The sequence below is a fragment of the uncultured Brachyspira sp. genome (genome assembly GCF_910578695.1).
Taxonomy (GTDB): domain Bacteria; phylum Spirochaetota; class Brachyspiria; order Brachyspirales; family Brachyspiraceae; genus Brachyspira.
In genome coordinates, this window is sequence record NZ_CAJTQJ010000016.1 from 1 (window position 1) to 17,131 (window position 17,131).

The following is a 17,131-nucleotide window of genomic DNA, read 5'->3' on the forward strand; positions in this document are numbered from 1 at the left end:
AATTATATATAATTTAGCAAAAAAGGAGCTTTTTTAGTTATCTAGGACAGCCCCATAATTTATAATAACAAAGCTGTTGCATTACTAACTCTCAAGATATTTTTATAATTTTCATAGTTTTTATGTTCATCAATATTATCATTTTTAAAAGAATAAGTTATATTTATTAATTTTTTAAAAGATAATTTTATTACCATAAAATAATAAGATTTTATTAATGAAAAATGTGCTTTTCTTATAAATGATTTCATCACTTTTGTGTTTCTAAAATTATCTTTGTAAAAACAAACATATTCTGTTGTTAATTCATCAATCCGTTTAAAAATTTCTGCTTGAAATACCAAAAGAAATTCTTTCTCATTCTTATGTTTTTGGTTTTTAATAATATTTAAATCAAATGAAGTTATGGCATTAAAATCTAAAGCACATATATAAATTCTATTATTATCTTCAATGAAAGATAAATAAAAGCGAAGATCTTTTCTATGTATATTATTATCTTCTGTCTTAAATAGAATGCCTATTTTACTACATCCTATAGAATTTTTTATAGCTAAATCATTAAAATCCATAAAGCTATCCTTTACCTTATTAACTTTTACTAATTAAGGAACATTTTATTACTTATATAAAAAATCGGTTGCCAAATACATAAACCTTAGCAACCGATTATTTATCCCATACTATTTATGTAGTTTTTATAAAAATATATAAAGAACATTTATATATAAAACAGATTAATATTAATTATAGATAAAAATAATAATCAATACTTATTATTTATAAATACTATAAATAATACTCCCTTATACAAATATAATATATAATTGCTGATAAGTCAACTGAAATTATTATTTTTTGTTACTTTTTTCTACTTTTTTTTATTTTTTAGTTGACTTTTATATTTTTTTACTTGACTTATTATAAAAACTTTATTAAACTAATATATAGAGCTAGTGCGAACTGCAGAAAATTTCGCGCTCGCCTGCCGTGATATTTAGTATTTACTAAATTGATACGATGGAGGGATTCGGAAATATCCGGTGCGCGTCCTCCCCACTAGCTTTTTTTATTTATATTCTCTTTTCTATTTCTAGCTTTATTATCTATAATATGGTAATTTACTATTTCATAATAATCTTTTGTTTCATCTATATCTAAAAGAACAATAGTGTTTTTATCTTTGCCTATTCTTGTAATAAAATTATGATAGTTCTGTTTATCAGGGTTAGCTTTTAGAACATATTCAGGTTTATAAAGAGAATTTGATAAAATATCTTTTGCTAATTCCTCTGTTATTTCTTTGTGACTATTTTTATTTTTAATTATAATATTCTCTTTTAAGCTAATTTTTTTATCAGTAAAACCATATTGTTTTTGTATAGCAGTTGTTAGTTCTGGGAAAATACATGCTTTTGATAAATCAGAATTATAAATTTTATCTATTTTGTCATGTATTTCTTTTTGCTCTTCTTCGCTTAAAGCTGTATCTGATTGTAAGCATTTATATGCTGTATTTTCACTCACATAATAATCGCCTGCTGAATACTCTTTAATGTTAGATACTGTTTTTGTTTCTAAAACATTAATTTTCCCCATAGCATTATTAGTAAAAAAAGAGTTCAAAAAACTTTCTGTATATGAACCTGCTTTTAATCCCAAATCTGCTGTTTCACTTTTTGATATTGTTTTTAATATGCCTGCCTCTAAATTAGTGTCGCCTAAGCTAACAATACCGAAAACTCTAGTATAATTTTCAGGTACATTCACACCTAAAGTTTTAACATTCACTATAACAGGCTGTAATGGATTAGGTCTGCTCATTGTTGTTATGCTCCTGCTCGCCTATAAATACAAAGTAAGTGACCTTACTTTGTGGCTCGCATTCGCTTTCCTCCTTTTATTGTTATGCTCGCCTACGCCTAAAGGCTTGACTTAATAAATTAAGTCAAGGGCTTCGGCTCACGCTTCCTTAATTATTTTTTATTAAAAATTACTTAACGCAGATTTATTTTATCTGCATTAAATAAAGTTATTTTATTATTGTTATGCTCAAAAAAGCCTATAAGCTCCGAGCAATTTTCATTACTCGGCGGCTTTTTTTCGCTTTGTATTCTTATATTTATTTACTAATTATTTATATTTTCTAAATTAAACAAAATTAATTCCTCTTTATTTACCTGAACTATTATGCTTTTTATAAGTTCTACTACAGTATTGTTTGATACTGTTTCCTGATAATAATTTATCCTAAAATTACTTACAGCTTTATTGCTTACTATTCCAAAGCCCTTTTGTCTGTCATCTGATACGCTTTTGAAATTAATAAAATCATTAACTCCAAATACATTTTCTATATAATTTTGCGATAATGTTTGTATATTATATGCTAATTCCTGCTGTGTTTCTGTAGGGGCATTAATCAAATGAAGTCTTATAGTATCCTGCTTCCATTGTCCTATATAATTATTTTCTTTGTTTTCTATTCTTGATATAGGCATTGAAAGACCTTTAGTATCAATTACTTCTACACTCAAATAGGGCGTTTCTAAATTAAGAGGGCTTAAATATGACGGATAAATCGCAGTATTTAATCTGTCTTTATTATAAATCCATAAAGGAATAGAATTATTTAATAAATTACTGTTTATTTTTGTAATATCATAAACTATAAAGCCTTTATTTTTATTCTGTAATATTTCTGCTCTATAATCATAATGATCTGCTTCCTTGTTATAAGCTATCAGAGAATGAACCATAAAATAATTATTGTCATAGCTTAAAATAAAAAGTTCAGGCATTTCTTTAAAAGAATCGCTTAATGATATAGGAGTTTGTATAATATATTCTCCGATGTCCATTTGCCCTGATAAAGTCATTTCTCTGTTTTTATTAGTATGAATTGCTATATTATTAATAATTCTGCTTTTATTTTTATCTATTAAAATATAGCAAAAACCGTTTTCTAAATTAACTTTATTAGCACTATAGCATATACATGAAACTGCTTTTGATGTAAACTCTTTTGAAGCTTTATTTAATAATTTAGTTTTCTCTCCTGCCATTTAAATAACTTCTCCGCTTTTATTTTTTATGCGTATTCTTTTCCTTTTTCTGTGATTATATTTTTATATTCCTTTGGTATTTCATAAAGCCTATAAATTAAACGCATAGTACAACGGCAGTTTATAGGAATACCGGGCAAACCGTCCTCTATTTCATCAGCGTATTTAACATCTTTAGTTTTTTTGATTAATCCTTTTTTTAATGCCTCGCTGTCTCTAAATAAATAAAGTTTTCCTTCACGCTCCCAATGATTATTATGCATTTTATTGCCTTTTTTATATTTTCCTTGAGGATTGCCTACAACTCTAATATCTTTTCTATTCTTCCAAATAAAGCCTATTGCATTATTTTTCATTGCTGTGATATATGTCATATTAGATACAAGTTTATGCGATTGGTCTCTAATTATCATATTCTGCCAAGATGAAGTTTTATAATTCTTTTTAACATCAGCAGGTATAACATCATTGAAAAAATCATATTCTAATTCTTCTAAGTTTTTACTATTATGAGGTATTGAGGCAAAGTTCATTAATCTGTTCTTTATCTCTTCTACAGTATTTCTATCCTGAGTAGTAATATATGATAATGATACATTCGTTCTGATTTCTAATTCTTTTTTGAAATCAGGCTTTAAATCTTCTATTTTATATTTCTGTAATAGAGGAGATGTTTTGAATATACCTTTTTTGATAAACCTATTATATTCATTTTTTAATTTAGAACGCACTTCTTTATTTACGCTTTTTAATACTTTATCAAAATCCTTTTTTATACCCTTATCTATTGCCATTACAAGTTTCTCAATAGCGGTTTTTGATAAAATATCATTAATACTGAATAAATTGTCATCGAAAAACGATTTTAATATCTTTTTTGCTGTGAAAAATAAGCTAAGCATAAATAAAGTATAAAGCTTTTTTATTTCTTTGCTTTATACTATAGTTAGTTTTTCAGTTAATTATTATAATGTCCGTATAAAGAAATTATTATTATAGATTTATTTGTATCATCTATTTTATATACCATTCTATGATATTTATTTATGCGTCTTGAATAAAATTCATCATTTTTATATTTTAGTCTTTCTGGTTTTCCTATTCCTTTTCTAGGATTTTCAATAGTATTTTTTATTAAGCTGTTGATTTTCTTTACTATAGATTTATCGTTTTTTGAAAATTTTTTTAGGTGATTTTCTGCTTCCTCAGTTAAATTAATAGAATAATACATTATTGTTCCATAGCTTTTAATTCATCTATAGTATAACTTTTTATTTTACCTTCTTTAAACTGATTTACAGATTTATCAAAATAATCTTTTGATATTTCCAAATCTATTGAAAATTTAGAGGATAGAATTATTAAAAGCTCGGCAATTCCTGTTATAGAAAATAATACAGTAGAAGCATATTTTTCATTTGAACCTTTTTTTCTAGGTACTCTAATAGCTTTAGATTCATCATCAAATAATTTATTTTCTGATGCTGTTTTTACTATAGCCACACTGCTTATTTTTAGAAAAAAATTATTATATATAACATCGCTTACCATATAAGGAGTATATTTACAAGTATAAAATTTCTTGTATTTTTCTAAAATTTTCTGCTTAGCATTTAAATCCATTTTCAATTTCTCATTTTCTTTATTAATATGTCCTATTAGCTCATTTAATTCATTTATTCTATTTTTATAAAGTTTATTATCTTCTTCTAATTGTTTTACTTTATCTTCTGTTGAATACATAAAATTACTCCTGATTTATAGGTTAATACAAACTATAGAAAATGTCAACTTAAATATAAAAATTAGTTGATTTTTTAATTAATAGAATAAAGTTCAAACTGCTGTTTAGTCATATTGTATATTAATTTGTAATTATTAAATGATATATCGCCTATTAAATAATTTAGATTATCCATAAGCACAAAAGGAATATTGCTTATGACTGCCTCATCGGATTCATTTAATATAGAAACTTCTACATTTTCAAAATAAAAGTTCGGAAATATTTTTAAAGTATACTGTATGCTGTCAATAGTCATCTTTTGAGTAAAGAAGCCTGTTCTTAAATCAGGATATTGTTCGGCAAAAGTACCCTCTGTATTTACTTTGAAAGGAAATGATTGAAGAAGCGTCATATAATAACCCCTGTGATATAATTACTTAATTTGCTTCCTAATTTATCAGCCTCATCTTTATAAACAGGCGTTAGAGTTTTCAAATCTAATCTGAATGAAATACCTTTTTGTCCTGTCTCATTCTCAATGCCGTATAAACCTGATAGAACAGCATATTTAATGTCGCCCCAAGGGGTAAGAATATTAAAAGTACCGCCCTTCTGTACATAATATTCTAAAGCGTCTACAAATATCTGATTTTTTATCATTTGAACAGTCCAAGGATTAGCCGAAGTGATTATATTATGAAGTATCACAGAAAAATCGGCATTCTGCTTTATTGCTCCGTCTATTAATAACTGCTTATTCAAATAAGGGTATTCCGAATATTCATTGACTATAAAAGGAATATCGCCGTTATAAGAAACTTCAAAGCCCACGAGCGGAAGAGGTACATATTTCTGCGAAGTATATCCGCTCATAATACTCACAGTATCAGGCAGAATAACAGCAAACTTATTGTACTTTGCGGTTATAGACTGAAAATTAAATGCATTACTCTTCAAAACTGAAATATTGCCAAGCAAACTTTGTATTAACATTTATAAATATTCCTTATTTCTCGGCTTTTATTATAGATTAAGAGGGCAGAAAAAGGTTTATACGATAGTTAGTTTTTAATAGTATTTTATAAAAAAGCCGATGTCGGAAAACCGACATCGGCTTATATTTTTATTATGTTAAAAATTATTAACTAACATTTTTTTTACATTCTTCCTTTTCAAAATCACATCCATTTATTTTAATAATGCAATTATCATAATTATCTAATATTTTTTTTAATTTATTAAGATTTTCATCTAAAACGAAGTTAAATTCGCTTTCTTCTATTATATGACAATATTTTTCACACTCCATAGAAGTCGGAATTTTATTTTTAACAGGAAATGTTATTTTATTACCATAAATAATATATTCAAAATAAATTATTGAATTATCATTGTTGGGATACTGAAAAGGTTTTTCTACATCTTGGTGATTTTCTAAAATAGAGTGTATACAATCAAAATTTATACCCATATATCATGCTACCTTTTTATATAATTCTTCTAAATATTCATGACGTTCTTCTTCATTGTTATTCAATAATATTTGTTCAAGTATGCTTAATAAGTAAAATATTGAATTATTACCATTCATAAGTGATTTCATATCTATTTTATTATATGGTATATTTTCTATATTTGTTTTGCCCTCACTAACTTTTAATATTTTCAAAACCCTTGATAAAATATTATTTTTTGTCTTTAAAATAAAATAATTATAAATATCCCAATATGCTTTATTGTAAACATATCCAGAAAATATATTTTCCTCATCATTTTTTACAGCTCTATAAAATTGATTCAAAGCTAAAATGCAAGATTCATCGAATAGATAATTTATAGTATCTTCATCTAATTTTGAAGATTTGCTTATACATATTATGCCACTATCTAAACATAATGCTCTATATAAATTATCATTACTAGATTTTCCTATTAAAATATGTAAATTAGGTAATCCGTCTATTTTAGCTTTAGCTTCAATAGCTTTTTCATATATAATACCTAGAAAATCTATATAATTTATATTTTTATCTATATACTTAATGTTTTCTATATCTTTGTAAGTTATTTGCATAAATACTATCCTTATTTTACTTATTAAAAATTAATAAGAAACCTAACCTTACTATTTTAAGAGTAAGGATTTTTTTATACACTAAAATTATTATGTTTTACAAATTGATTTTATTAAAAAAGAATTTAGACTAAAAAGCCTATAATAAATTTAAACATTTTTTTACTCCTAATATTATTACTTATATAAAAAATCGGTTGCCAAATACATAAACCTTAGCAGCCGATTATTTATACCATACTATTTATGTAGTTTTTATAAAAATATATAAAGAACATTTATATATAAAACAGATTAATATTAATTATAGATAAAAATAATAATCAACACTTATTATTTATAAATACTATAAATAATATTCCCTTATACAAATATAATATATAATTGCTGATAAGTCAACTGAAATTATTATTTTTTGTTACTTTTTTCTACTTTTTTTTATTTTTTAGTTGACTTTTATATTTTTTTACTTGACTTATTATAAAAACTTTATTAAACTAATATATAGAGCTAGTACGAATGGCAGAAAATTTGTCGGGCACGCCTGCCGCTTGCTTAATTTTAAGTACTGCGATGGAGGGTACAGCCCGTCCTCCCTACTAACTCTTTTTTAAAGTTTTTTCATTTGTTTTTCTAGTTTCCTTTGTCCTCTTTTATTCATGCTATAAAAATGTACTATTTCATAATTTTCTTTTGTGTCTTCAATCTCTACTAAAACTAAATCGCTATGTCCATCATCTGTATAATGTATAAGATTATAATAATTAGGTCTGTCTTCTCTTCCATAGAATATTTCATCTGTCTTATAAAGAGCATTACCCAATATTTTTATAGCTTTTTCTTTATTTACCTCTTTATGTTTTTCGTTAAAATTCCTATTAATAATATTTGCTTTTAATAATATAGGTTTATCTTTAAATTCGTATTCTTTTAAAAGAGATTGTGTAAAATTAGGCAGTATATTGTCTTTTTCCCAATCAATACTTTGAAGCTTATCAATCTTTTCTTGTATTTCTTTTTCTCTCTTTTGCTCTTCTTCGCTTAAATCATTATTATTGTTTTCATCTTTACTCTTATTTTCTCCTGAACCTTTTTCGTTTTGCGTGCCTTTGGCAAATGTTCCGTCTGGATTACGAGGATGTTCTTCTTCCTTAAAACTGGCATCTGCTTTTATACCGCTGATGCTTGGCGGTTTATTAAAATTTATATCTTCTTCTTCCATTTCCTCCATATTCTGAGGCTGTGAATCTAATTCTATTTCATTTTTGAATATCTCGCTTTCGTTTAGCTCTTCCTGTAAATCGGCTGAATTAGCACCTAATTGCTGTGCTTTAAGCAGATTATCAAGTTTCTTAGCATTATTATCCTGAGTAATGCTTTCAGGCTCTGGAAATAAGTTGCCGTATTTATAAGTAAAGTTCTCTGCCCAGCTTCTGAATATCTCTTTATCTGTTTTGTTTTCATATTCTATATATTTATGACGCATTTCATCAATAAATACATTGTCCCAAGCTTTAAGCATAATATAATAGTCTGTAAGCGTATATAAAGGAGTGAGTTTATTTTCTCTAAAACTTTCTATTATTGATATTTCAGTTTCTTTATCCTTATCTCCCTCGCTAAAGCCATTACTCAAACTTTTATCAAACAAAATAGAAGCTGGCGTATCGTTTAATGCTTTGGTTATATCATCTTCAAGTTTATTGATACTGTCTATAAGACCTGTCAAATTAGATATAGGGAAATCCTCAATACTGCTGTCTGCTGAAATAGAAATAACTTCTCCGCTTCTCTTCTGCTCTAAAATCTTTTTTGAGGCAGTTATAGCATCTATTGATATGCCGTTTAATTTTGCTTTGGCAGGATATTTGTAAATAATAGCCCCTGCTTTATAAAGTAAATCGCCTATAGATTTTATAGCATTATCATACTGCTGTAATAATTCCACCATATTATAAAATACAGAGGGAGGCGAAAAAGGAATTAATGAGGTTCTTGTATCCAAATAAAGAGGCTCTAAGGCATGGCTTACTGCTATTCTTTTTTTAGGTACTGGTATTGACCCCACTTTCACATCAACAACCTCTAAAAAATGAAAGCTCAAAGGGTCTAAATCTACCCTTGAACCGCTTATATTAAGAGGATCAAGCACAGTGAACTTCATCTTGTATTTATATGCGTCTTCAAAAGTAGGCTTAGTAGTAAAATCATTTTCCTCTTTTTCTTCATCAAACATAGCTACATATAATGCCCCAGTGCCGTAAATACGCGAATTATATATTGTTTGCTTAATGGCTTCTTTTTGCTTCATCTCTTCGGCTGTTTTATTAAACTTTTCTATTGCCTCAGGCGGTGCTTTATGTATATCTATTTCACGCTCCGCACTCATAGCAAAGTTTACAAGCCCTTCAATAATTCTCTTGCCAAGCGTGGCAGTTCTATAAATATTTTTACATGTTTCATAAGGCAGTATAAACTGTTTTTCATCATCTCTAAAGAAGCTCATATCTAATAGCTCATTAATGTTTTATTTATAGATATAATAAAATAAAGAAATAAAAAAAGATTTATACTATAGTTAGTTTTTTACAAAAAAGCCGACATCGGCTAATATTTTTATTACAAAGTGAAATATTTTTTATATTACTTGATGAAACACTATTGACATAAAATTAAATTATGATGTAATATAATTAATCCTAAAAAAAGGAGGATAATTATGGAAGTCTTAACTTTCACCAAGTAGGTGCCTTTCGGCATAACTGCGGTTATTAATTTGCTAGCCACAATAATAGCTGTAGTTAAATCAATTAAAGATTAAAATCTTTGATTGATTCACGAAAGAGAGTCAAGTTGTCAGCTTGGCTCTTGACTTCCATAGTTATTATTATAATAAAAAATATAAGGCTTGTCAATATGAATACAGAAAATAAATCAAAAAACGGATGGGGCGGAAAAAGAGCAAATACAGGAGGAGCAAGAAAGGGAGCAGGCAGAAAAAAACTGCCCGAAGAAGATAAAAAAAAGACTTATGTAATATTTTTCAGAATTAATGAAGAAGAAAATGAGCTATTAAAAAAATATGCTGAAGAAAATAATTTAAGCGTAGGATTATTCTCTAAAAAAACCGTATTAAAAGCAATAGGATTTGATAATGATATACAGCAGTAATTTAAGAGAAGAAGGATAAAAAAATATAAAGAGGAGATTATAAAATGACTATAAATCCTAATTTTATTGATAAAGCTTTTATTTTTCATGATGAAAATGGAGACTTGGAAACAAGCATATTTACACCGCCTGATATGATAGAAGAAATAAAAGGTATAAATGAAGATTTTAAAAAATTTAATGAAACAGACAAAGATCTTATAAAAATAATAGATTATGATGAAGAAGAAATAGAAGCATTAAAAAAAATTATGCCTAGTTTTCGCAATAATAAAAATGAAAAATAATACATTTTTTAAAAAGCTCCGATGTCGGAATTCCGATATGGGAATTCCCGTTTCGGAATTAGTATTATAATAGGCTTATATTTCTAATAGATTTTACTGTAAGCCTCACTAATGTGTGCCTTTTGGCAAAAAAAAATACAGATATTTATATTTTATGTGCTGAGGCAAAAAATATTTGATAATCTTTATTTTTAAATCTGAATAAATTTACAAAAATTATTTACTAAAAATGCTTTTTATTGTATAATAACTGCAAGAAAATTTTAATAAGGAGTAATATTTATGAAGGTTGAAGAATTAAAACACGAAAAGCTTAAAGCTTGGATTAAAGAAATAGCAGATATGTGTCAGCCGAAAGATATATATGTATGTGATGGGAGCAAAGAAGAATATGACAGCTGTATGAACGGCTTGGTAGAATTAGGTTTAGCAAAACCTCTTAAAAAAAGACCTCATAGTCATTCTTTTAGAAGCGATCCTTCTGATGTAGCACGCGTTGAGGATAGAACATATATTAGTTATCCTAAACAAGAAGATGCAGGTCCTACTAATAATTGGGAAGATCCTGAAAAATTAAAGGCAACTATGAAAGAATTATATAAAGGCTGTATGAAAAATAGAACTATGTATGTAATTCCTTTTTCTATGGGTCCTGTTGGTTCTCCTATAGCTAAAATCGGTGTTGAAATCACTGACAGCCCTTATGTTGTATGTAATATGCATATAATGACTAGAGTTGGTACTAAAGTATTAGATGTATTAGGCTCTGACGGTGAATTTATACCTTGTCTGCATTCTGTAGGTGCACCTCTTGCTGACGGAGAAAAGGATAAAAAATGGCCTTGTGCTCCAATCGAGAAAAAATATATTTCTCATTTCCCTGATGAAAATTTAATTTGGTCTTATGGTTCAGGATACGGCGGAAATGCTTTGCTTGGTAAAAAATGCTTTGCTCTTCGTATAGCTTCTGCTATGGCTAAAAGAGAGGGCTGGATGGCAGAACATATGCTTATACTTCGTCTTACTAATCCTGAGGGCAGACAATTCCATATAGCTGCTGCTTTTCCAAGTGCATGCGGTAAAACTAATCTTGCTATGCTTCAGCCTACTATTGCAGGTTGGAAATGCGAAACTGTTGGCGATGATATTGCTTGGATGAAAATAAATAAAGAAGACGGAAGACTTTATGCTATCAATCCTGAAGCGGGCTTTTTTGGCGTAGCTCCCGGAACTTCTTATGATTCTAACCCTATGGCTATGGATTCAATAAAAGAAAACACTATTTTTACTAACTGTGTGGAAACAGATGACGGCGATGTATGGTGGGAAGGTATGGGAGATGCTCCTAAACATGGTATAGATTGGAAAGGCAATGACTGGACTCCTGAAAGCGGTGAAAAAGGTGCTCATCCTAATGCCAGATTTACTGCTCCTGCAGGACAATGTCCTGTTATTTGTAAAGATTGGGAAGACCCTAAAGGCGTGCCTATTGATATATTTATCTTCGGAGGAAGAAGAGCTTCTGTTATGCCTTTAGTACATGAATCTTATAACTGGGATCATGGCGTATTTATGGGTGCTAGTCAGGCTAGTGAAACTACTGCAGCTAATATAGGTTCAGTTGGTGCTTTAAGATTCGATCCTTTTGCTATGCTTCCTTTTGCAGGGTATAATATGGGAGATTATATGAATCATTGGCTTGAAATGGGAGATAAATTGGGTGATAAGGCTCCTAAAATCTTCTATGTAAACTGGTTTAGAAAAGATGCTGATGGTAAATGGCTATGGCCAGGATTCGGTGATAATTCAAGAGTATTAAAATGGATGTGCGGAAGAGTTGAAGGTAAAATTGATGCTGTTGATACTCCTATAGGTAAAATGCCTAAAGACGGAGATTTAGATCTTTCCGGTTTGGATATACCTGAAGCTGATTTTAAAGAACTTATGAGAGTTGATGTTGAAGCTTGGAAAGATCAGGCTAATCAAATAGAGGCTCATTTCAATAAGTTCGGAAACAGACTTCCTGAAAGACTTAAAAAACAATTAGAAGAATTAAGAGCCAGATTAAGCAAATAATTTATAAATATTAGAATCCTTTAATTAAAGCCAATAGTTTAATTAATATTAAGCTATTGGCTTTTTATTATGTAGTTAATTTATTATTATGTAGTTAATTTATGTTATCAGTCATCTATATCTACTATTTGCCCATAAGGTGTCACTTCAACTTCTAATCCATTATTAAGCTTTACTTTATATAGTCCGTCGTCCATTTCAACCATCCAAATTTGAGCCTGAGGAAAATACTGCTTCACAGCATTTATAACTTGTCTTGGAACTTGATTTATAGGAACTATCCAATCAGCAAATAAATTAGAGCCTCCAAAAATAGATAAAGCAAATATTAAACATAATAGTTTTTTCATAAAAATCTCCCCTTATGTAAATTAATTATACTTATAGTATAGTATATTAGCATTTATATGTCAAGTTTTTTTACAATATTTTTAAAAATTTTTACAATATATGTTGATTATATTTTTATATTATAAGTATTTTAAGCTGCATATCACAGCAAATAAAATATATTATAAATTTATATTTGTTATTATTTAGTTTATGAGTATTATGTTAATAATATATAAGAATTGATTTACATATAATTTATATATTAAAATATACAGGCTGCCCTATATAACTAAAATTTAAGTATGAAACTCATAAATAAATAAAAAAAAATTAGAAATCATAAATAATTTAGCAGAAAATGAGTTTTTTAGTTATAGAGTACAGCCACAAAAATAATATTATATAGTACAGAATATATATAATTCTTTAATTATGCAATATAAACTAATTATAAAAAATATGAACTATATTTCTAAACATTTTTAAATATATATTCAGCAATAAAAAATAAAATTTGATTAAAGAATAAAAATATATTATACTAATCGAAAAAGTTATAAACGGATAATTATAATGCATAAAACATTTTTCGGAAAAGATAACAAAGAAGAAACTCAAAAACTTACTCCTATGATGAGGCAGTATAAAGAAATAAAAGATAAATATAATGACAGCATACTTCTTTTTAGAATGGGGGATTTTTATGAGGTGTTTTTTGATGATGCAAAAGTAGTATCCGATATATTAGGACTTACACTTACAAAAAGAGCTAATATACCTATGGCAGGAGTTCCTTATCATGCTATAGATAATTATTTATCAAAATTAGTTAAATTTGGAATAAAGATTGCTATATGCGATCAAATGGAAGACCCTAAACTGGCAAAAGGAATAGTAAAAAGAGAGGTTACTCAGGTTATAACTCCGGGCACTATTTCAGAAAATAAATATCTTGAATCAAAAAGCAATAATTATTTATTTTCTATTATAGTATCAAAAAGCGAGAGAAATGCAGCAATTTCTATATGCGATATTTCTACAGGAGAGCTTTATGCTGCCGAAATAAATTCAAGTTTAGAAAATCAAAATGAAGCAGTAAAAGAAATTATTAATGAGATTACAGAAGAAATTATAAGATTCTCTCCTAAAGAGATTATGACTATAGAATCCGTTTCAGAAAGTATTATTATAAAAGATATAAGAAATAAGTTTTCTAATATATTCTATAGTACCTCAGCTAATTACACGGCAGAGTATTCTTATGCATACAAAACTTTGACAAATCATTTTAAAACTGTATCATTAAAAAGTTTCGGTATAGAAGAAAAGCCTCTTTTAATATCTCTGCTTGGTTCTGTCATATTTTATATTAAGGAGCTTTCAAAAACTTCTCTTGAACATATTTCAAATATTAAGCTTTACAGCAGAGAAGATTCTATGAATTTAGATTATGCCACAATAGCAAGCTTGGAAATATTAGAAACTATCAGAAATGATAATAATAAAATGACATTATTTGATACTATAGACAGAACAAAAACTTCTATGGGGGCAAGGTACCTAAAGAGGATAATAGTAGAGCCTTTACTTAATATTGATGATATAAATAAAAGACTTGATAATGTAGAGTTTTTTTATAAGAATCAAAAGTTTATGTATAAAATAAGAGATTTACTTCAGGATATCGGAGATATAGAAAGACTAGCATCAAAATTAGCACTTTCAAGGATAAACCCTAAAGAACTTGTATCATTAAAAAGATTTCTAATGCTTTCTATAGAAGTAATTACAGAACTTGCTCTAAATAATTTTGAAGATGTAAACTTTAAAGAAGTTAATGATATAAAAATTATAACAGACTTAATAGAACGTGCATTATTGGAAGAACCTAAAACAGTTATAAATGAGGGCGATATTATAAAAGATGATTATGATGAAACATTAAAAAAATATAATGAGGCTAGAAGAGAGGGACGCTCTTGGATATCTGAACTTGAACATAATTATAAATTAGATACAGGAATAAGTAATTTAAAGATAAGATATAATAATGTTATAGGCTATTATATAGAAGTAACTAAATCAAATGTATCATCAGTTCCAAATCATTTTATAAAAAGACAGACATTGATAGGAAGCGAAAGATATACTACAAGCAAATTAATGGAATATGAAACTATTATAAATGAAGCTAATGAAAAAAGCTATGCATTAGAGTATGATATATTTATTGAAGTGAGAAATAAAACAAATGAATATTTAAACTCCATATTAAAAACGGCAAGAGTAATTTCTATAATAGATGTTTATTCTTCTTTTGCATGCTTAGCTAAAGAGGATAATTATATAAAGCCTATAATTACAGATGACGGAATAATAGATATTAAAGATGGCAGGCACCCTGTTGTAGAAGTTAATCTTAAAACAGAAAGTTTTATTCCTAATGATACATATTTGGATAACAGTAATGAGCATCTTCTTATAATAACAGGTCCTAATATGAGCGGAAAAAGTACATATTTAAGGCAGACGGCTTTAATAGTTTTATTAGCCCAGATTGGTTCTTTTGTACCTGCCTCAAGTGCAAAGATTTCTATAGTTGATAGAATTTTCACCCGTGTAGGGGCAAGCGATAATATAGCAAGAGGAGAAAGCACATTTTTGGTAGAGATGAATGAAACTGCATATATTCTGAATCATTGTACTGATAAAAGTCTTGTGATAATGGATGAGATAGGAAGGGGAACTTCTACTTATGACGGACTTTCTATCGCTTGGGCTATAGTTGAATATTTAGCTAATGAAGAAAATAAAAAGGCTAAAACCTTATTTGCTACGCATTATCATGAACTTACTATGCTTGAAGATTTACAGGGGGTTAAAAATTATAAAGTACTAGTTGAAGAATACAAAGATGAAATAATATTTATGAAAAAAGTTATTGAAGGGGCAGCTGAATCAAGCTATGGCATATATGCTGCAAAAATAGCAGGTGCTCCAAGCAAAGTTATAAAAAGAGCTGCTGAAATATTAAAAAGGCTGGAGGCTGATGCGGGCATTCAAGTAGAAAATATAGAATTAAATACTCAAAAATCAAAAGATATGCTTCCTTTTTATGAAAAAGAAAATAAATCTATAGAAATAAAAGAAAATGATATAAAAAAAGAAATTAAAGAAAGTAATATAGAAATTAAAGAAAGTAATATAGAAATTAAAGAAAGTAATATAGAAAAAGAAATAAAAGATTTGAATATAAATAATATAACTCCTATTGATGCCATTAATTTAATTAGCAAATGGAAAAGTATGGTATAAAAATATCATACTGATAAAACTCATTTTATTTATAAATTCAATTTTATTATACTATAAGCCGAAATTATATTATAATAATGAGGTGTATAATGACTGAACAATACTATTATAAATCAACAACTGAAAGAGAATTCGATTGTTTAAAAGATGATGAAAGATTAATAGAAACTTTATCTGATAAAGGATATACAGTTTATGCAATTGCTCAGAAATCTAATCAGCTTATACCATATCATGAACATCCTTCTGAGGAAATGGTAATAGTATTAAGCGGTAAGGTAAGATATATAGTAGAAGAAGAAATTGTAGATTTAGAAGAGGGAGATATTATAAGAGTAAGGTCTCATTCTGTGCATTCTATGATAGGAATTGCTGAAAGCGGTATATCTAATCTGCTTTTAGTATTTATTTAATTTTTTATAAATTAGAATCAAAATTAAAAAATCTATTTAAATCAAATATAATTCTATAATAATAAAATCATTAATATTATTTAAAATCTTTATAAAGCATACTTGGCTGAACATCGGTATTATTTTGGTACTTGCTGCTGGTATATTCTTCATATTTTCCGTATATAGTATGGTAATAAAGCTGAGCTATTTCTACATTAGGGTATATTATTATAGGCTTTATGCAGAAAATTTCCAAAGTCCAATACCCTGCAAATCCTACATCTCCAAAACCTGCAGTAATATGTATGAATATTCCAAGCCTTCCTATAGATGAGCGTCCTTCTATCATAGGAATATAATTTTTTGTATTTGTATATTCTAAAGTTCTTCCTAAATACAATTCATTAGGTTTTAACTGATATCCGCTTTCTGGTATTATTATTTCTTCAAAATCATTTTTATTTTTCATATCTAAAACTTTATCTTTGTATATCAGAAGTTTATTATGAAGCTTTACATTATAGCTGTTTGAATTTAACTGCTTTCTATTGAATGGTTCTATTATTATATCTTTACCCAGATTTTTTTCTATTTCAAGCCCTGACAAAATCATATGTTTACTTACCTTACTGCACTGTTTTTTTAAAATTATTAAATTATTTTTCTTTATTTTTCGGTATTATTATAGT

At 27.4% G+C, this 17,131-nt stretch carries 18 protein-coding genes; 5 read left to right on the plus strand and 13 right to left on the minus strand.

Features of this window, described 5'->3' with window-relative positions:
- Positions 1-59: 59 nt before the first annotated feature.
- From QZ288_RS06105 to QZ288_RS06155, 11 genes are all read right to left on the minus strand, one after another.
- Positions 60-572 carry a hypothetical protein gene (locus tag QZ288_RS06105; protein WP_295156426.1) on the minus strand — a complete coding sequence of 171 codons (513 nt, stop codon included), beginning with the start codon at positions 570-572 and terminating at the stop codon, positions 60-62.
- Positions 573-1,059: 487 nt separating this feature from the next.
- Positions 1,060-1,824, minus strand: a complete 765-nt coding sequence (locus QZ288_RS06110) for a hypothetical protein (RefSeq protein WP_295156428.1) — start codon at positions 1,822-1,824, stop codon at positions 1,060-1,062.
- 305 nt (positions 1,825-2,129) lie between these two features.
- Complete coding sequence (locus tag QZ288_RS06115) at positions 2,130-3,065, minus strand: hypothetical protein (protein WP_295156431.1); 936 nt, start codon at positions 3,063-3,065, stop codon at positions 2,130-2,132.
- Between the two features lie 26 nt (positions 3,066-3,091).
- Positions 3,092-3,967, minus strand: coding sequence for a hypothetical protein (locus QZ288_RS06120; RefSeq protein WP_295156433.1), 876 nt, complete (start codon positions 3,965-3,967; stop codon positions 3,092-3,094).
- Positions 3,968-4,023: 56 nt separating this feature from the next.
- Complete coding sequence (locus tag QZ288_RS06125) at positions 4,024-4,296, minus strand: Txe/YoeB family addiction module toxin (RefSeq protein ID WP_295156435.1); 273 nt, start codon at positions 4,294-4,296, stop codon at positions 4,024-4,026.
- Positions 4,296-4,808: a hypothetical protein gene (locus tag QZ288_RS06130; protein WP_295156438.1), complete on the minus strand. Its 513-nt coding sequence runs from the start codon at positions 4,806-4,808 to the stop codon at positions 4,296-4,298. Before QZ288_RS06130 ends, QZ288_RS06125 begins: the two co-directional genes overlap by 1 nt.
- 74 nt (positions 4,809-4,882) lie before the next feature.
- Positions 4,883-5,203, minus strand: coding sequence for a hypothetical protein (locus tag QZ288_RS06135; protein ID WP_295156441.1), 321 nt, complete (start codon positions 5,201-5,203; stop codon positions 4,883-4,885).
- Positions 5,200-5,784: a hypothetical protein gene (locus QZ288_RS06140; protein ID WP_295156444.1), complete on the minus strand. Its 585-nt coding sequence runs from the start codon at positions 5,782-5,784 to the stop codon at positions 5,200-5,202. Before QZ288_RS06140 ends, QZ288_RS06135 begins: the two co-directional genes overlap by 4 nt.
- A 148-nt stretch (positions 5,785-5,932) precedes the next feature.
- Positions 5,933-6,262 carry a hypothetical protein gene (locus QZ288_RS06145; RefSeq protein ID WP_295156446.1) on the minus strand — a complete coding sequence of 110 codons (330 nt, stop codon included), beginning with the start codon at positions 6,260-6,262 and terminating at the stop codon, positions 5,933-5,935.
- Between the two features lie 3 nt (positions 6,263-6,265).
- Positions 6,266-6,865, minus strand: a complete 600-nt coding sequence (locus QZ288_RS06150) for a hypothetical protein (protein ID WP_295156452.1) — start codon at positions 6,863-6,865, stop codon at positions 6,266-6,268.
- Positions 6,866-7,475: 610 nt separating this feature from the next.
- Complete coding sequence (locus QZ288_RS06155; RefSeq protein ID WP_295156466.1) at positions 7,476-9,371, minus strand: phage portal protein; 1,896 nt, start codon at positions 9,369-9,371, stop codon at positions 7,476-7,478.
- Between the two features lie 410 nt (positions 9,372-9,781).
- On the opposite strand from QZ288_RS06155, the gene QZ288_RS06160 reads away from it, so the two are divergent.
- The 3 genes from QZ288_RS06160 (at position 9,782) to QZ288_RS06170 (ending at position 12,399) form a co-directional block, all read left to right on the plus strand.
- Positions 9,782-10,036 (plus strand): DUF6290 family protein, encoded by a 255-nt coding sequence (locus tag QZ288_RS06160; protein WP_295156469.1) that lies wholly within the window; start codon positions 9,782-9,784, stop codon positions 10,034-10,036.
- 44 nt (positions 10,037-10,080) lie between these two features.
- Positions 10,081-10,323 (plus strand): hypothetical protein, encoded by a 243-nt coding sequence (locus QZ288_RS06165; protein ID WP_295156471.1) that lies wholly within the window; start codon positions 10,081-10,083, stop codon positions 10,321-10,323.
- A gap of 282 nt (positions 10,324-10,605) precedes the next feature.
- Positions 10,606-12,399, plus strand: coding sequence for a phosphoenolpyruvate carboxykinase (GTP) (locus QZ288_RS06170; RefSeq protein ID WP_295156473.1), 1,794 nt, complete (start codon positions 10,606-10,608; stop codon positions 12,397-12,399).
- A 107-nt stretch (positions 12,400-12,506) separates the two neighbouring features.
- Here QZ288_RS06170 and QZ288_RS06175 read toward each other — a convergent pair whose 3' ends face one another.
- Complete coding sequence (locus QZ288_RS06175; protein WP_295156476.1) at positions 12,507-12,749, minus strand: PepSY-like domain-containing protein; 243 nt, start codon at positions 12,747-12,749, stop codon at positions 12,507-12,509.
- Positions 12,750-13,305: 556 nt separating this feature from the next.
- Between QZ288_RS06175 and mutS the strand changes: the two genes are divergently transcribed.
- Together mutS and QZ288_RS06185 are read left to right on the plus strand one after the other, a co-directional pair.
- Positions 13,306-16,047 carry a DNA mismatch repair protein MutS gene (gene mutS, locus QZ288_RS06180; protein ID WP_295156479.1) on the plus strand — a complete coding sequence of 914 codons (2,742 nt, stop codon included), beginning with the start codon at positions 13,306-13,308 and terminating at the stop codon, positions 16,045-16,047.
- Positions 16,048-16,136: 89 nt separating this feature from the next.
- On the plus strand, positions 16,137-16,460 hold the full coding sequence (locus QZ288_RS06185) for a cupin domain-containing protein (protein ID WP_295156482.1): 324 nt from the start codon (positions 16,137-16,139) through the stop codon (positions 16,458-16,460).
- 76 nt (positions 16,461-16,536) lie between these two features.
- Here the strand turns inward: QZ288_RS06185 and dcd are convergent, their stop codons facing one another.
- Complete coding sequence (gene dcd, locus QZ288_RS06190; RefSeq protein WP_295156483.1) at positions 16,537-17,055, minus strand: dCTP deaminase; 519 nt, start codon at positions 17,053-17,055, stop codon at positions 16,537-16,539.
- Between the last annotated feature and the right edge of the window lie 76 nt (positions 17,056-17,131).

Bases quoted from the DNA above. Each gene is read 5' to 3' on its own strand.
- QZ288_RS06105 (WP_295156426.1), bottom strand. From the start codon at position 572: ATGGATTTTAATGATTTAGCTATAAAAAATTCTATAGGATGTAGTAAA.
- QZ288_RS06110 (WP_295156428.1), bottom strand. From the start codon at position 1,824: ATGAGCAGACCTAATCCATTACAGCCTGTTATAGTGAATGTTAAAACT.
- QZ288_RS06115 (WP_295156431.1), bottom strand. From the start codon at position 3,065: ATGGCAGGAGAGAAAACTAAATTATTAAATAAAGCTTCAAAAGAGTTT.
- QZ288_RS06120 (WP_295156433.1), bottom strand. From the start codon at position 3,967: ATGCTTAGCTTATTTTTCACAGCAAAAAAGATATTAAAATCGTTTTTC.
- QZ288_RS06125 (WP_295156435.1), bottom strand. From the start codon at position 4,296: ATGTATTATTCTATTAATTTAACTGAGGAAGCAGAAAATCACCTAAAA.
- QZ288_RS06130 (WP_295156438.1), bottom strand. From the start codon at position 4,808: ATGTATTCAACAGAAGATAAAGTAAAACAATTAGAAGAAGATAATAAA.
- QZ288_RS06135 (WP_295156441.1), bottom strand. From the start codon at position 5,203: ATGACGCTTCTTCAATCATTTCCTTTCAAAGTAAATACAGAGGGTACT.
- QZ288_RS06140 (WP_295156444.1), bottom strand. From the start codon at position 5,784: ATGTTAATACAAAGTTTGCTTGGCAATATTTCAGTTTTGAAGAGTAAT.
- QZ288_RS06145 (WP_295156446.1), bottom strand. From the start codon at position 6,262: ATGGGTATAAATTTTGATTGTATACACTCTATTTTAGAAAATCACCAA.
- QZ288_RS06150 (WP_295156452.1), bottom strand. From the start codon at position 6,865: ATGCAAATAACTTACAAAGATATAGAAAACATTAAGTATATAGATAAA.
- QZ288_RS06155 (WP_295156466.1), bottom strand. From the start codon at position 9,371: ATGAGCTTCTTTAGAGATGATGAAAAACAGTTTATACTGCCTTATGAA.
- QZ288_RS06160 (WP_295156469.1), top strand. From the start codon at position 9,782: ATGAATACAGAAAATAAATCAAAAAACGGATGGGGCGGAAAAAGAGCA.
- QZ288_RS06165 (WP_295156471.1), top strand. From the start codon at position 10,081: ATGACTATAAATCCTAATTTTATTGATAAAGCTTTTATTTTTCATGAT.
- QZ288_RS06170 (WP_295156473.1), top strand. From the start codon at position 10,606: ATGAAGGTTGAAGAATTAAAACACGAAAAGCTTAAAGCTTGGATTAAA.
- QZ288_RS06175 (WP_295156476.1), bottom strand. From the start codon at position 12,749: ATGAAAAAACTATTATGTTTAATATTTGCTTTATCTATTTTTGGAGGC.
- mutS (WP_295156479.1), top strand. From the start codon at position 13,306: ATGCATAAAACATTTTTCGGAAAAGATAACAAAGAAGAAACTCAAAAA.
- QZ288_RS06185 (WP_295156482.1), top strand. From the start codon at position 16,137: ATGACTGAACAATACTATTATAAATCAACAACTGAAAGAGAATTCGAT.
- dcd (WP_295156483.1), bottom strand. From the start codon at position 17,055: ATGATTTTGTCAGGGCTTGAAATAGAAAAAAATCTGGGTAAAGATATA.